The organism is Pseudomonas sp. REP124, assembly GCF_020164475.1.
In the GTDB taxonomy this organism is placed as follows: domain Bacteria; phylum Pseudomonadota; class Gammaproteobacteria; order Pseudomonadales; family Pseudomonadaceae; genus Aquipseudomonas.
In genome coordinates this window covers 13,493-27,611 of sequence record NZ_JAIQWX010000084.1, presented here as the reverse complement: position 1 = coordinate 27,611, position 14,119 = coordinate 13,493, and the positions used below count along the sequence as shown (strand labels likewise).

At 61.3% G+C, this 14,119-nt stretch carries 13 protein-coding genes; 3 read left to right on the top strand and 10 right to left on the bottom strand.

Annotated features, from left to right (window positions below; genetic code table 11):
* Nucleotides 1-100: 100 nt before the first annotated feature.
* From cysN to K9857_RS19550, 3 genes are all read right to left on the bottom strand, one after another.
* The gene (cysN, locus tag K9857_RS19560; protein WP_224538419.1) at nucleotides 101-1,999 is read right to left on the bottom strand and encodes a sulfate adenylyltransferase subunit CysN; all 1,899 of its coding nucleotides are present in this window, start codon (nucleotides 1,997-1,999) and stop codon (nucleotides 101-103) included.
* Nucleotides 2,000-2,008: 9 nt separating this feature from the next.
* Nucleotides 2,009-2,926, bottom strand: a complete 918-nt coding sequence (gene cysD / locus K9857_RS19555; RefSeq protein WP_093226702.1) for a sulfate adenylyltransferase subunit CysD — start codon at nucleotides 2,924-2,926, stop codon at nucleotides 2,009-2,011.
* A gap of 243 nt (nucleotides 2,927-3,169) precedes the next feature.
* Complete coding sequence (locus K9857_RS19550; protein WP_224538417.1) at nucleotides 3,170-3,928, bottom strand: Nif3-like dinuclear metal center hexameric protein; 759 nt, start codon at nucleotides 3,926-3,928, stop codon at nucleotides 3,170-3,172.
* Nucleotides 3,929-4,031: 103 nt separating this feature from the next.
* Here K9857_RS19550 and algW point away from each other — a divergent pair, with 103 nt between their 5' ends.
* From algW to K9857_RS19535, 3 genes are all read left to right on the top strand, one after another.
* Complete coding sequence (algW, locus tag K9857_RS19545; RefSeq protein ID WP_224538415.1) at nucleotides 4,032-5,192, top strand: Do family serine endopeptidase AlgW; 1,161 nt, start codon at nucleotides 4,032-4,034, stop codon at nucleotides 5,190-5,192.
* Nucleotides 5,193-5,279: 87 nt separating this feature from the next.
* Entirely contained in the window at nucleotides 5,280-7,385 is a 2,106-nt protein-coding gene (locus K9857_RS19540; RefSeq protein ID WP_224538412.1) for a TonB-dependent siderophore receptor, read from the top strand.
* A 13-nt stretch (nucleotides 7,386-7,398) separates the two neighbouring features.
* The gene (locus K9857_RS19535; RefSeq protein ID WP_224538411.1) at nucleotides 7,399-8,118 is read left to right on the top strand and encodes a DUF4198 domain-containing protein; all 720 of its coding nucleotides are present in this window, start codon (nucleotides 7,399-7,401) and stop codon (nucleotides 8,116-8,118) included.
* A 116-nt stretch (nucleotides 8,119-8,234) separates the two neighbouring features.
* On the opposite strand, the gene hisC is transcribed toward K9857_RS19535, so the two are convergent.
* The 7 genes from hisC to K9857_RS19500 form a co-directional block, all read right to left on the bottom strand.
* The gene (hisC, locus tag K9857_RS19530) at nucleotides 8,235-9,287 is read right to left on the bottom strand and encodes a histidinol-phosphate transaminase (RefSeq protein WP_224538409.1); all 1,053 of its coding nucleotides are present in this window, start codon (nucleotides 9,285-9,287) and stop codon (nucleotides 8,235-8,237) included.
* 2 nt (nucleotides 9,288-9,289) lie between these two features.
* A complete protein-coding gene (hisD, locus tag K9857_RS19525) occupies nucleotides 9,290-10,627 on the bottom strand; it encodes a histidinol dehydrogenase (protein WP_224538407.1) in 1,338 nt (445 codons plus the stop codon).
* 125 nt (nucleotides 10,628-10,752) lie between these two features.
* Nucleotides 10,753-11,388: an ATP phosphoribosyltransferase gene (gene hisG, locus K9857_RS19520; RefSeq protein WP_110966372.1), complete on the bottom strand. Its 636-nt coding sequence runs from the start codon at nucleotides 11,386-11,388 to the stop codon at nucleotides 10,753-10,755.
* A 129-nt stretch (nucleotides 11,389-11,517) separates the two neighbouring features.
* The gene (gene murA / locus K9857_RS19515; protein ID WP_224538406.1) at nucleotides 11,518-12,783 is read right to left on the bottom strand and encodes a UDP-N-acetylglucosamine 1-carboxyvinyltransferase; all 1,266 of its coding nucleotides are present in this window, start codon (nucleotides 12,781-12,783) and stop codon (nucleotides 11,518-11,520) included.
* A 22-nt stretch (nucleotides 12,784-12,805) separates the two neighbouring features.
* Nucleotides 12,806-13,045: a BolA family protein gene (locus K9857_RS19510; protein WP_224538404.1), complete on the bottom strand. Its 240-nt coding sequence runs from the start codon at nucleotides 13,043-13,045 to the stop codon at nucleotides 12,806-12,808.
* Nucleotides 13,046-13,159: 114 nt separating this feature from the next.
* Complete coding sequence (locus K9857_RS19505; protein ID WP_224538402.1) at nucleotides 13,160-13,465, bottom strand: lipid asymmetry maintenance protein MlaB; 306 nt, start codon at nucleotides 13,463-13,465, stop codon at nucleotides 13,160-13,162.
* Entirely contained in the window at nucleotides 13,462-14,112 is a 651-nt protein-coding gene (locus K9857_RS19500; protein ID WP_224538399.1) for a phospholipid-binding protein MlaC, read from the bottom strand. Before K9857_RS19500 ends, K9857_RS19505 begins: the two co-directional genes overlap by 4 nt.
* Nucleotides 14,113-14,119: the final 7 nt, after the last annotated feature.

Below are 14,119 nucleotides of genomic sequence, written 5' to 3'. Positions count from 1 at the left end.
GCGAACGCGTCCGAACAGACACAAAAAAGCCCGCAGACAGTCACCTGTCCGCGGGCTTTTTCTTGCAGCTTGAAGCTAGAAGCTCACCGCTGCCCTTGCCTTAGATCGCACCACGCTTGCGCAGCAGATCCAGCACTTGCTTGACGCCTTCTTCCAGCGAAACCGACTGGGTGTCGATCACCAGATCGGCATCCAGCGGCACGTCGTACGGGAAGGATTCGCCCGGGATGTTATCCCCGGCCGCCGCGTACAGACCTTGCGGATCACGCTCGGCGCAGACGGTTGGCGAGGCCTGGACATAGACCGTCATCAGACGATCTTTACCAATCAGCTCCTTGGCCTGCTCACGACCCTCGGCACTCGGCGCAACGAACGCAGCCAGAGTCAACAGACCGGCTTCGTTGAACTGACGCGCCACGTGGGCGGCACGACGCCAGTTCTCGGTACGCCCGGCGCGATCCTGCGGCAGACCCTTGTTCAGGTCGTGACGCAGGTTCTGGCCATCGAGGACGAACACCGCACGACCGAGGTCGAACAGCTTGCGCTCCACAGCGTAAGCCAGGGTGCTCTTGCCAGCGCCCGACAGGCCGCTGAACAGCACGGTGGCCGGCTGCTGGCCGAAGCGTTGCGCACGTTCTTCGGTGGCAACGTGAGCCAGTTTGCCGTGGTGAGTGCTGGTGCCATGGGCAACCGGTTGAGCCACGATCATGCCCGCGCCAACGGTGCCGTTGGTCAAGCGGTCGATGACGATGAACGCACCGGTGGTGCGGTTGCTGTCGTAACCGTCGAGGGCGATCGGCGCGTCGAGCGCGATCTTGACCTTGCCGATTTCGTTCAGCTGCAACGCACTGGCCGAACCTTCTTCAAGGGTGTTCACGTCGACCTTGTTGACGATGCTGGCAATGGAGCCCGGCACGTAGCTGGTGGCGCGCTTGATGTCGTATTTCTTGCCCGGCAGCATCGGCTCTTCAGCCATCCACACCAGCATCGCTTCGAAGCTGTCGGTGACTGGCGGCACGTTGTCGGCGTGAACCAGCAAGTCGCCACGGGAGATGTCGATTTCGTCTTCCATGGTCAGCGTCACCGCTTGACCTGGACCTGCGTGTTCCAACTCACCTTCGAAGGTGACGATGGATTTCACGCGGCTGCTCTTGCCCGACGGCAGCACCACAACTTCGTCGCCTTTCTTGACGATGCCGCTGGCCAGGGTGCCGGCGAAACCGCGGAAGTTCAGGTTCGGACGGTTGACGTACTGCACCGGGAAACGCAGGTCAGTGAAGTTGCGATCGCCCGCCACTTCCACGGTCTCGAGAATTTCCATCAGCGACTGGCCGGTGTACCACGGCGAGCGCTCGGATTTGTTCACCACGTTGTCGCCCTTGAGGGCAGACATCGGCACGAAGTGCAGGCTGGTCGGCTGCAGTTTCAGGCCTTCGGCGAACTTCAGGTAATCGGCCTTGATCGACTCGAACACGTCCTGGTCGAAACCCTTGAGGTCCATCTTGTTGATGGCGACGACGATGTGCTTGATGCCCAGCAGGGAGGCGATGAAGCTGTGGCGACGGGTCTGGGTCTGCACGCCGTAACGGGCGTCGACCAGGATGATCGCCAGGTCACAGGTGGACGCACCGGTGGCCATGTTGCGAGTGTACTGCTCGTGGCCCGGGGTGTCGGCGATGATGAACTTGCGCTTGGCGGTGGAGAAATAGCGGTAGGCGACATCGATGGTGATGCCCTGCTCACGCTCGGCCTGCAGGCCGTCGACCAGCAATGCCAGGTCGATGTCTTCGCCGGTGGTGCCGACTTTTTTCGAGTCGCGGGTGATCGCTTCCAGGTGATCTTCGTAGATCATCTTGGAGTCGTGCAGCAGGCGCCCGATGAGGGTGCTCTTGCCGTCGTCGACGTTACCGCAGGTCAGGAAGCGCAGCAGCTCTTTACGTTCGTGCTGGCCCAGGTAGGCGAGGATGTCCTCGCTGATCAAATCAGATTGATGCGACATGACAGCCCCTTAGAAATAACCTTGACGTTTTTTGTCTTCCATCGAGCCTGCGCCATCGTGGTCGATGACACGGCCCTGGCGCTCGGAAGTTCGCGTCAGGAGCATTTCCTGAATGATGTCCGTGAGGCTTTCGGCCTCGGACTCCACCGCGCCCGTCAACGGGTAGCAGCCAAGGGTACGGAAACGCACTTTCTTTTTGACGATGCGGGCTTTGTCTTCATCGCTCAGGTGCTCGAGGATGCGCTCGTCATCGATCATGATCAGGGTGCCGTTCTTCTCGATCACTTCACGCTCGGCGGCGAAGTACAGCGGCACGATCGGGATGCCTTCGAGGTAGATGTACTGCCAGATGTCCAGCTCGGTCCAGTTCGACAGCGGGAAAACGCGGATCGACTCGCCCTTGTTGACCTTGCCGTTGTAGACGTTCCACAGCTCAGGACGCTGGTTTTTCGGGTCCCAGCGATGCTTGCTGTCGCGGAACGAGTACACGCGCTCCTTGGCGCGGGATTTCTCTTCATCGCGGCGTGCGCCACCGAAGGCGGCGTCGAAACCATGCTTGTCCAAAGCCTGTTTCAGACCTTCGGTCTTCATGATGTCGGTGTGCTTGGCACTGCCGTGGGTGAACGGGTTGATGTTCTGCGCCACGCCATCCGGGTTGATGTGGGTGATCAGGTCCAGGCCCAGGTCCGCAACCATCTTGTCGCGGAAGGCGTACATCTCCTGGAATTTCCAGCGGGTGTCGACGTGCATCACCGGAAACGGCAGCTTGCCCGGGAAGAACGCCTTGCGTGCCAGGTGCAGCATCACGGCGGAGTCTTTACCGATGGAGTACAGCATCACCGGGTTGTCGAACTCGGCGGCCACCTCGCGGATGATGTGGATGCTTTCCGCCTCCAGCTGTTTCAGATGCGTCAGTTTGTCGACCATGGCTACTCACGAAAACTTTCTTATGAACGGCCAGCGGGCCGTGTTCGAGCGGGGATCCTAGCACAGCGACCTGCTTCTAATCAGGGCGCGGGCTAGATCGAAAGGGCATATGAATATGCCTGCCAGTTTGTCCCCGCCCCCGTAGGAGCGAGGCTTGCCCGCGAAGAACGGTAATGCGGTGTGCCTGATGCAACCGGTGATCGTTCTTCGCGGGCAAGCCTCGCTCCTACAGGTGGGGAAGCGTCAGATCGGGTTCGGGCAATCGATGAAGATGTGCTCGAGGGCAAAGCGTCGCGCCAGGTAATCGCCCAGCGCCTGGACGCCATAGCGCTCGGTGGCGTGGTGACCGGCGGCGATGAAGCTGATGTCGTTTTCCCGGGCGCTGTGGAAGGTCTGCTCCGACGCTTCGCCGCTCAGGTACAGATCGACACCGGCCAGGACCGCCTGATCGATGTAGCCCTGGCCGCCACCGGTGCACCAGCCGACACGACGGATCATTGAACTGCCCTCGATGACCAGCGGCTCACGGCCCATGACCTCCTGCACGCGGCGGGCGAAATCTCGGGGCGTTGCCGGCTCGTTGAGCGATCCCACCAGTCCGACGACCTTGAGGTTTTCAGGATCCAATGGTCCCTCGACGGTGATGTCGAGCTGCCGCGCCAGCTGTACGTTATTGCCGACCTCCGGGTGCAGATCCAGCGGCAGGTGGTACGCCAGCAGGCTGATGTCGTGTTTGAGCAGAGTCTTCAAGCGGCGCTGTTTCATGCCGGTGATGCACGGGTTCTCGCCCTTCCAGAAATAACCATGGTGCACCAGCACCAGATCGGCATTGGCTTCCACCGCGGCATCGAGCAAGGCCTGGCTGGCGGTGACGCCGCTGACGATGCGCATCACCTGCGGCCGGCCCTCGACCTGCAGGCCGTTGGGGCAGTAATCGGCGATCCTTGCAGCGTTGAGGTAACGGTCGGCTTCTTCGACGAGTGTGCTCAGGGCGACGGCCATAAAAGACTCCTAAATATCCCGTTCAGAGGCACGCGCGGCCTCGTATAATGCGCGACATTATGAGCGGTCTCTTACCGCCTGCAACTCTCTCAGGACGTGTTTAATGCTCAAGGCGCTGCGTTTTTCCGGCTGGCCGCTGTTGGCCGGCGTGCTTATCGCTCTGTTGATTATCCAGCGTTACCCGCAATGGGTCGGGCTTCCGAGCCTCGACGTCAACCTGCAGCAAGCCCCGCAAACCACCAGCATGCAGGAAGGCCCGGTGTCCTATGCGGACGCGGTGACCACGGCCGCGCCGTCCGTGGTGAACCTGTACACCACCAAAGTCATCAACAAGCCCAGCCATCCACTGTTCGAGGATCCGCAGTTCCGCCGCTTCTTCGGCGACAACTCGCCCAAGCAGAAACGCATGGAATCGAGCCTGGGTTCGGGCGTGATCATGAGCCCGGAAGGCTACATCCTGACCAACAACCACGTGACCAGCGGTGCCGACCAGATCGTGGTGGCGCTCAAGGACGGACGTGAAACCCTGGCCCGGGTGATCGGCAGCGACCCGGAAACCGACCTCGCGGTGTTGAAGATCGACCTGAAGAACCTTCCGGCGATCACCGTCGGCCGCTCCGATAGCATCCGCATCGGCGACGTCGCGCTGGCCATCGGCAACCCGTTCGGCGTCGGCCAGACCGTGACCATGGGCATCATCAGCGCCACCGGCCGCAACCAGCTGGGCCTGAACAACTACGAAGACTTCATTCAGACCGACGCGGCGATCAACCCCGGTAACTCCGGCGGTGCGCTGGTGGACGCCCTCGGCAACCTGACCGGTATCAACACGGCGATCTTCTCCAAGTCCGGTGGTTCTCAGGGCATCGGCTTCGCAATCCCGGTCAAGCTGGCCATGGAAGTAATGAAGTCGATCATCGAGCACGGCCAGGTGATTCGTGGCTGGCTCGGCATCGAGGTGCAGCCTCTGAGCCAGGAGCTGGCAGAGTCCTTCGGTCTGTCGGGGCGTCCGGGCATCGTGGTCGCGGGGATTTTCCGCGACGGTCCCGCGCAGAAGGCGGGCCTGCAATTGGGTGACGTGATCCTCACCATCGACGGCGAACCGGCCGGCGATGGCCGTCGTTCGATGAACCAGGTCGCGCGGATCAAACCGACCGACAAGGTCACGATCCAGGTGATGCGCAACGGCAAGGAGCTCAAGCTCACGGCGGAAATCGGCCTGCGTCCACCGCCTGCGCCAGTGAAGGAAAAAGAAGAAGAGTAAGCCTGGCCCGAGAATCTCGGGCTATTGGAAGACATCCTCATTAGACATGTTATATTGTTTCAATTCTTGGAATTGGAACAACATAACATGTCGTCTCGAACAAAGGCCTCCCTCGCCGGTTTCGCCTTCGGCCTGCTGGGAAATCCGGCCTTCGCCGAAGAACCCCGCCCCCTGGAACTGGACGCCATCAGCGTCACGTCCGACTATCAGTCCCCCACCGGGCCCGTCGATGGCTATCGCGCCACCCGCTCTTCGACCGCGACCAAAACCGACACCGCCATTCGCGATATTCCGCAATCGATCAGCGTGGTTCCCGTCAGCGTGCTCAACGACCTGGGCAGCACCAGCGTCGAGCGCGCGCTGGATTTCGCCGGTGGCGTATCCAAGCAGAACAACTTCGGTGGCCTGACCCTTTACGAATACAGCGTGCGCGGCTTCACCACCTCGGAGTTCTACAAGGACGGCTTCAGCGCCAATCGCGGCTACCCGAGCACGCCGGACGTGGCCAACATCGAACGCATCGAAGTGCTCAAGGGCCCAGCCGCCAGCCTATACGGCCGAGGCGATCCGGGCGGTACCGTGAATATCGTCACTAAAACGCCTCAACCCGAAGCCTTCACCACCCTGCAAACCAGCGCCGGCAGTTGGGATCGCTATCGCACGGCAGTGGACGTCAACACGCCGCTGGATGAGCATGGCGATGTCCTGTCCCGGGTGAATCTGGCCGTGGAGGACAATCACAGTTTCCGCGATCACGTCGACAGTCAGCGGGTGTTCGTCGCGCCTTCGTTCAGCTGGCAGCTCAATCCCGATACCCGCCTGCTGGTGCAGAGCGAATTCGTCCGGCACAGCTCGACCTTCGATCGCGGCATCGTTGCTCCGAACAACAAATGGAGCGGCGTTTCCCGCTCGACCTTCCTCGGCGAACCCGATGACGGCGACATCGACAACCACAACAATCAGCTCCAGGCCGCCGTCGAACATCAGCTCAACGACCTTTGGCAATTGCGCCTGGCCAGCCACTACAAGGAAGGCCGGCTCTGGGGATTCGCCTCCGAACAGCGCGCGCTGAATGCCGATGGTCACACCGTCAACCGGCGCTATCGCGAGCGCGACAACAACTGGCAAGACAGCATCACCCAGCTCGAATTGCGCGGCTTTTTCGACCTTGGCAGCTGGCAGCACGAACTGCTGATCGGCAGCGAGTACGAAAACTACCGCAAGGATGAACGAGTCACGACCATTGCCGGCGGCCCCTACGCCATCGACATTTATCAGCCGGTCTACGGCCAGCCGAAACCCGACGGCGCGCGCTCCGGAACAGACTTTTTCGAACACGTCGAAAGCCGCGCGCTGAACCTGCAGGACCAGATCATCTTCACCGACAAACTGCGGGGCATGCTCGGTGCGCGCATGGAACAGTTCGAGCAGCGCATCGACGATCACACCCGCGGCGCCAGCAGCCATCAGCGTCACGACGCCCTCACCCAGCGCGCCGGCCTGCTCTATCAACTGACGCCCGACGTCGGCCTGTTCGCCAACGCCTCCACTTCGTTCAGACCCAACAACGGCCTGGACGCCGCCGGCAAATCCTTCGACCCGGAAGAAGGCGTCGGCTATGAAATCGGCATCAAGAGCGAGCTGTTCGACGAGCGCTTGAGCAGCACCCTCGCCGCCTTTCACATCGAGAAGGAAAACGTCCTCGCACTCGATCCGGCCACCGACACCAGCCGAGCCATGGGTAAGGCGCGCAGCCGCGGCTTCGACCTGCAAATCGCCGGGCAAGTCAGCGACGCGCTGAGGGTGATCGGCGCGTTCGCCTACATCGACGCCGAAGTCACCCAGGGTGACTCGGTGATTCCCACCGGCAGCCGGATTCTCGGCGTGGCCAAGCGCAGCGGCAGCCTGCTGGGGGTTTATGAATTTCAGGACGGGCGCTTGCGCGGCTCGGATGTCGGAGCAGCGTTCACCTACGTCGGCGATCGCTCGGGCGAAGCCGGCGGCGACTTCGAATTGCCGGCCTATCAGACCGTCGACCTGCTCGCGCATTACCAGGCCACGGACAACCTCAAGGTCGGCCTGAACCTGAACAACGTTTTCGACGAGAAGTATTTCGAGCGCTCGTACAGCAACTACTGGGTCAACCCCGGCGAGCCGCGCAATTTCACCGTCAGCCTGACACTCACTCTGTAAAAGGACGCCCCCCATGCACGCTCTCAAACCCCTGGCCCTGCTCGGTTTGCTGTTCGCCACTGAAGTCTCGGCCCACGGCCTGTGGACAGAAGAACGCCGCGGCAACATCGAAGTGATTTACGGACACGGCGCCGAAGACAATGCCTTCAAGGCCCGCAAGATCAGTGGTGCCTGGGCCTATGACAAAAACGGAAAAATGATACCGGTGACAGTGCAGCGCCTGGTCGATCACGCCCGTCTGCAGCCGCTGAAACCACCGGCTGTGATGGCGGTGGCACTGGATAACGGCATGTGGTCGCAGACCGCGGACAAGAAGTGGATCAACGAAGGACGCAGCAAAGTACCGGGGGCGATCGAGTCGACCCAGACCTTCAAGTACAGCCTGGCGATTTATCAGCCGGGGGCGAAGTTGCCGAAACTGGATCAGATCAAATTGCTGATCCTGCCCGAAACCGACCCACTGCTGGTCGGCCCCGGCCAGTCATTGCCGGTTCGGGTGCTGCTGGATGGCAAACCGGCGGCAGGCGTGAAGTTGATCGGCGATTACCGCAGCGCGCCCAACACCTTGACCACTGAAACCGACAAGGACGGCCGTGCGCAAGTACTGGTACGTAATGAGGGTTTGAATGTGATTGCGGCACAGGTGGAAGTGCCGGTGAAGGACAGTGCGGATATCAGCAGTCGCGGGTTGTTCAGTTCGCTGACGTTCCTGGGCGAGCCGCATCACGAATAACCCACACCCCCTGTAGGAGCGAGGCTCGCCCGCGAAGAACGATAACGCGGCATACCTGTTGCACCGAGTCATCGTTGTTCGCGGGCGAGCCTCGCTCCTACAGGTTCGGCGGTGTTTTAGAGGTCGCCCAGGCCGTCGATTAGCGCCTGATTCTGCTCCGGCGTACCAATCGAAATCCGCAGGAACTGCGCAATCCGCTCCTGTTTGAAGTGACGGACAATCACGCCCTGCTCACGCAGCTTCGCCGCCAGCCCTGCCGCATCGTGCTGCGGGTGACGGGCGAAGATGAAGTTGGCCGCCGACGGCAGTACTTCGAAGCCCTTGGCTTGCAACTGAGCGGTCACCCATTCGCGGCTTTCGATGACCAGACGGCAGGTCTTGTCGAAGTACTCGCGATCTTCAAATGCAGCCGCCGCACCGACGTTCGCCATGCGATCGAGCGGGTAGGAGTTGAAGCTGTTTTTGATCCGCTCCAGCGCCTCGATCAGGTCCGGATGCCCCACCGCCAAACCAACCCGCAGGCCGGCGAGGGAGCGGGATTTGGACAGGGTCTGGGTCACCAGCAGGTTCGGATAACGGTCCACAAGGCTGATCGCGGTTTCGCCGCCGAAGTCGATGTAGGCCTCGTCCACCACGACCACCGAATCCGGGCTGGCCTTGAGAATCAGCTCGATCGCTTCCAGCGCCAGCAGGCAGCCGGTCGGGGCGTTCGGGTTGGGGAAGATGATCCCGCCGTTCGGCTTGGCGTAGTCCGCAGGGTTGATCTGGAACTGTTCATCCAGAGGCACTGCATCGAAATGGATGCCATACAAGCCGGCGTAAACCGGATAGAAGCTGTAGCTGATATCCGGGAACAGCAGCGGTTTGTCGTGCTGCAGCAAGCCGTGGAAGACATGCGCCAGCACCTCATCGGAACCGTTGCCGAGGAACACCTGATTGCTCTTCACGCCGTAGTAGTTGGCGACCGCGTTCTTCAACAGATCGCTGTTCGGGTCCGGGTACAGGCGCAGGTTGTCGTTGAGCTCGGTCTGCATCGCGGCCAAGGCTTTCGGCGATGGACCGTAAGGGTTTTCGTTGGTGTTGAGCTTCACCAGCTTGGCCAGTTTCGGCTGCTCGCCCGGCACGTAAGGCACCAGGTTCTTGACGAACGGGCTCCAGAATTTACTCATGTTCAGTTCCCCTGCCCTGGTACGAAGTCTTTATCGAGAATGCGGTATTCGGCGCTGCGTGCGTGGGCGCTCAGCGATTCGCCACGAGCCAGCACCGAGGCGGTCTTGCCCAGCTCGGAGGCACCGGCTTCGGAGCAGAAGATGATCGACGAGCGCTTTTGGAAGTCGTACACACCCAGCGGCGACGAGAAGCGCGCGGTGCCGGAAGTCGGCAACACGTGGTTGGGACCGGCGCAGTAGTCGCCCAGGGCTTCGGAGGTGTGACGGCCCATGAAGATCGCGCCGGCGTGGCGGATCTTCGGCAACCAGGCTTGCGGGTCGGCGACCGACAACTCCAGGTGCTCCGGCGCGATGCGGTTGGCCACTTCCATGGCTTGCTCCATGTCACGCACCTGAATCAGCGCACCACGGCCGTTGATCGAGGTTTCGATGATGGTGGCGCGGTCCATGGTCGGCAGCAGCTTGGCGATGCTGGCGGCCACCTTGTCGAGAAACTCGGCATCGGGGCTGACCAGGATCGCCTGGGCGTCTTCGTCGTGCTCGGCCTGGGAGAACAGGTCCATGGCGATCCAGTCCGGATCGGTCTGGCCGTCGCACACCACGAGGATCTCCGAAGGACCGGCGATCATGTCGATGCCGACCTGACCAAACACGTGGCGCTTGGCCGTGGCGACATAGATGTTGCCCGGACCGACCACCTTGTCGACCTGCGGAACGCTTTCAGTGCCATAGGCCAGGGCAGCTACCGCCTGGGCGCCGCCGATGGTGAACACGCGGTCGACGCCGGCGATGCAGGCAGCGGCCAGCACCAGTTCATTGACTTCGCCACGCGGGGTCGGCACCACCATGACCACTTCGGTCACGCCAGCCACCTTGGCCGGAATCGCGTTCATCAGTACCGACGAAGGATACGAAGCCTTGCCGCCCGGCACATACAGGCCGGCGCGATCCAGTGGAGTGACTTTCTGGCCCAGCACCGTGCCGTCGGCTTCGGTGTAGCTCCAGGAGTCCTGTTTCTGCTTTTCGTGGTAGCTGCGCACGCGGGCCGCGGCTTTTTCCAGGGCTTCGCGCTGGGTCACGGTGATTCGGGTCAGGGCCAGTTCCAGGCGCTCGCGCGGCAGGATCAGGTCGGCCATGGACGCGGCGTCCAGCCCGTCGAACTGACGGGTGTAATCCACCAGCGCCGCATCGCCGCGCTCGCGCACGTTCTTGATGATGTCCAGCACTCGCTGATTGACCGAGTCGTCAGACACACTTTCCCAGCTCAGCAGATGATCCAGATGATGCGCGAAATCCGGGTCAGCAGCGTTGAGTCGGCGAATTGCAGTCAGTGCGGTCATAGCGAGAGCCTCATAGGATTGGCAAAAAACTCAGGCGCCCGAAGCTAACATCCGATCCGCTTGGGCACCTGAGAATTCTGGCTATGAGGCGGATAGACGGCGCGGCTCAGAGCCGCGCGAGTGAATCAGCCGCGGTGTCGAGACTCCACTGCCTTGCGCAGGGTGTCGATCAACGCCTGGATACGGGCGTGTTGCATTTTCATCGAAGCCTTGTTGACGATCAGCCGGGAGCTGATGGCGGCGATGAAGTCCTGTGGCTCCAGGCCGTTGGCCCGCAGCGTGTTACCGGTGTCGACCACATCGATGATCTTGTCGGCCAGGCCGATCAGCGGCGCCAGCTCCATCGAACCGTACAGTTTGATGATATCGACCTGACGGCCCTGTTCGGCGTAGTAGCGCTTGGCAACGTTGACGAACTTGGTGGCGATGCGCAGGCGGCCCTTGGGCTCGACTGCGCCGACCTTGCCGGCGGTCATCAGCTTGCACTTGGCGATCTGCAGATCCAGCGGCTCGTAGAGGCCCTGGCCACCAAATTCCATCAGCACGTCTTTACCGGCGACACCCAGGTCGGCGGCGCCATGCTCGACATAGGTCGGCACGTCGGTGGCACGCACGATCAACAGGCGTACATCTTCCTGGGTCGTGGGGATGATCAGCTTGCGGCTCTTGTCCGGATTCTCGGTCGGCACGATGCCCGCTTCAGCCAGAAGCGGCAGGGTGTCGTCAAGGATGCGGCCCTTGGACAGTGCGATGGTCAACATGGGAAACGTCAGTCCTTATCAAGGTACTCATGTACGGTCGCAAACGGCGCCGGACATACATCGAGCCGGATACCCGGCTCGACTTGAAACAAAACCTGTCGGACACGTCCCTGTGCCCATCTGCAATGACTAGCCCGGAACGCGACGGATCTTGGCGCCCAGCATCTGCAGTTTCTCTTCGATGCACTCGTAACCACGGTCGATGTGGTAGATGCGGTCGATCAGGGTATCGCCTTCGGCGACCAGCGCCGAAATCACCAGGCTGGCCGAAGCACGCAGGTCGGTGGCCATGACTGGCGCGCCCTTGAGCTTTTCGGTACCGGTCACGATGGCAGTGTTGCCTTCGACCTGGATCTTGGCGCCCATGCGGTGCAGTTCGTAAACGTGCATGAAGCGGTTTTCGAAGATCGTCTCGATCACGGCACCGGTGCCTTCGGCAACGGCGTTGAGGGAGATGAACTGCGCCTGCATGTCGGTCGGGAACGCCGGGTAAGGAGCTGTGCGCACGTTCACGGCCTTGGCCCGCTTGCCGTGCATGTTCAGCTCGATCCAGTCTTCGCCGGTGTTGATCTCGGCACCCGATTCACGGAGCTTTTCCAGCACCGCTTCAAGGATGGTCGGATCGGTGTCCTTGACCTTCACGCGACCCCCGGTCACGGCTGCGGCAACCAGGTAGGTGCCGGTTTCGATACGGTCGGGCATCACTTTGAAGGTGGTGGTGTGCAGACGCTCGACGCCATCGATGGTGATGGTGTCGGTGCCGGCGCCGGAAACCTTGGCGCCCATGGCGTTCAGGAAGTTCGCCAGGTCAACCACTTCAGGCTCGCGCGCGGCGTTCGCCAGGACGCTGCGGCCCTTGGCCAGTGCAGCGGCCATCATGATGTTTTCGGTACCGGTCACGCTGACGGTGTCGAAGAAGAAGTGCGCACCGCGCAGGCCGCCTTCAGGCGCCTTGGCCTTGATGTAGCCGCCTTCGACGTCGATCACCGCGCCCATGGCTTCCAGGCCACGGATGTGCAGGTCGACCGGACGCGAACCGATGGCGCAACCGCCTGGCAGCGCCACTTCGGCTTCACCGAAACGGGCAACCATCGGACCCAGCACCAGGATCGACGCACGCATGGTTTTAACCAGTTCGTATGGAGCGACCAGGGTCTTGATGGTACGCGGGTCGATTTCGACAGCCAGCTTCTCGTCGATCACCGGCTCAATGCCCATGCGACCGAACAGCTCGATCATGGTGGTGATGTCGTGCAGGTGCGGCAGGTTGGCAACGGTCACCGGGCCATCGCACAGCAGCGTGGCAGCCAGGATCGGCAGGGCAGAGTTCTTTGCCCCGGAGATGCGGATCTCGCCATCAAGACGAGCGCCGCCAGTAATAATCAATTTATCCATAAGAATCTCGACGCCCTTGGGCTCAGGTGCGCTCGGCCCAGGCCGCGCTGCTGAAAAATTTCATAGTGACCGCATGGATGCTGCCATCGGTGATCCATGGGTTCAAATGGGCATAGATCTGCTGCTGACGCTTGACCGGGCTCAATGCCGCCAGTTCATCGCTAATCACGTTCAGCTGGAAATTGCAGCCTTCGCCTTCAACTTCCACCTGAGTTTCTGGCAGCTTTGCTTCAAGGAAGCTTTTCACTTCTACGGCCTGCATGCTCAACCTCAATCGGCGCCATGTGCGCGCGGGTCGGACATCATACAAAAAAGCCCCGCGCCTGCGAACCCCGCGGAGCAGGACTCTGACGGGGGGCTTGTCTGTCGATGCGGTTTAGGGATTGGCCAACAACTCGGTCAGCTCACTGACCTCGGCGATTTCACGCATGTCCTCGGGCATTGCGCGGATGGTCAGCGCCTTGCCGGCCGCCTGCGCATCACGCATGAAGCACAGCAACAAGGATAGCCCCACGCTGCTGGACTTGGTCACTGCGGAGCAATCGACCACCACGGTCGCGGCCTTGCTCGCCTTGATCAGCGCCTGGCCCTGCTCACGCAGGCCAGGGCCGGTGCGATAGTCCAGCACGCCGCTGAGCCGCAGGTCACCGGCGGCATCCATCAGGACTGCCGACTCACTCATTGGGCTTTCTCGGGGGATTGCTCTGCGGTCTGCTTGGCCTTGGCGACTTCACCGGCCCAGCCGTCGATGGTCTTGTCCAGGTCGTTGCCATTGCGCTGCATGGCGTCGGCGAACTGATCGCGGAACAGCTTGCCGATGTTGATGCCGTTGATGATGACGTTGCGCAGCTTCCACTCGCCGTTGACCTTTTCCAGGGTGTAGGACACCGGATAGATCGCGCCGTTGCTGCCCTTGACGGTCATGCCGACGCTGGTGCGGTCACCCGATTCGTCCTTGGCCGGATCGACGGTAATGCCCTGGTTGTTGTATTCGAGCAAGGCATTGCCATAGAACTGGAACAGACCGCGCTTGAAGTTCTCTTCAAAGGTCTTCATCTGTTCAGGGGTGGCCTTGCGCGAGTACTTGACCGTCATGATGCTCTTGGAGATGCCTTCGGCATCCACCACCGGCCCGACAATGTTGTTCAGTGCCGCATAGAAACCGTTCGGATCCTGTTTGTACTTCTCTTTGTTAGCCGCCAGGTCCGAAAGCATCCGGTTGGTGGTGTCCTGCACCAGATCGTGCGCGGAAGGGGACGCCACGGCGTTAGCCATCAGCGGCAGGGCCGCGAGCAATACCAACAGGCCACGTCGCAAGATAGAGATCATTTAAAGG

Bases quoted from the DNA above. Each gene is read 5' to 3' on its own strand.
- algW (WP_224538415.1), top strand. From the start codon at position 4,032: ATGCTCAAGGCGCTGCGTTTTTCCGGCTGGCCGCTGTTGGCCGGCGTG.
- K9857_RS19510 (WP_224538404.1), bottom strand. From the start codon at position 13,045: ATGCAGGCCGTAGAAGTGAAAAGCTTCCTTGAAGCAAAGCTGCCAGAA.
- cysN (WP_224538419.1), bottom strand. From the start codon at position 1,999: ATGTCGCATCAATCTGATTTGATCAGCGAGGACATCCTCGCCTACCTG.
- cysD (WP_093226702.1), bottom strand. From the start codon at position 2,926: ATGGTCGACAAACTGACGCATCTGAAACAGCTGGAGGCGGAAAGCATC.
- hisD (WP_224538407.1), bottom strand. From the start codon at position 10,627: ATGACCGCACTGACTGCAATTCGCCGACTCAACGCTGCTGACCCGGAT.
- K9857_RS19540 (WP_224538412.1), top strand. From the start codon at position 5,280: ATGTCGTCTCGAACAAAGGCCTCCCTCGCCGGTTTCGCCTTCGGCCTG.
- hisG (WP_110966372.1), bottom strand. From the start codon at position 11,388: ATGTTGACCATCGCACTGTCCAAGGGCCGCATCCTTGACGACACCCTG.
- K9857_RS19500 (WP_224538399.1), bottom strand. From the start codon at position 14,112: ATGATCTCTATCTTGCGACGTGGCCTGTTGGTATTGCTCGCGGCCCTG.
- hisC (WP_224538409.1), bottom strand. From the start codon at position 9,287: ATGAGTAAATTCTGGAGCCCGTTCGTCAAGAACCTGGTGCCTTACGTG.
- K9857_RS19535 (WP_224538411.1), top strand. From the start codon at position 7,399: ATGCACGCTCTCAAACCCCTGGCCCTGCTCGGTTTGCTGTTCGCCACT.
- K9857_RS19505 (WP_224538402.1), bottom strand. From the start codon at position 13,465: ATGAGTGAGTCGGCAGTCCTGATGGATGCCGCCGGTGACCTGCGGCTC.
- K9857_RS19550 (WP_224538417.1), bottom strand. From the start codon at position 3,928: ATGGCCGTCGCCCTGAGCACACTCGTCGAAGAAGCCGACCGTTACCTC.
- murA (WP_224538406.1), bottom strand. From the start codon at position 12,783: ATGGATAAATTGATTATTACTGGCGGCGCTCGTCTTGATGGCGAGATC.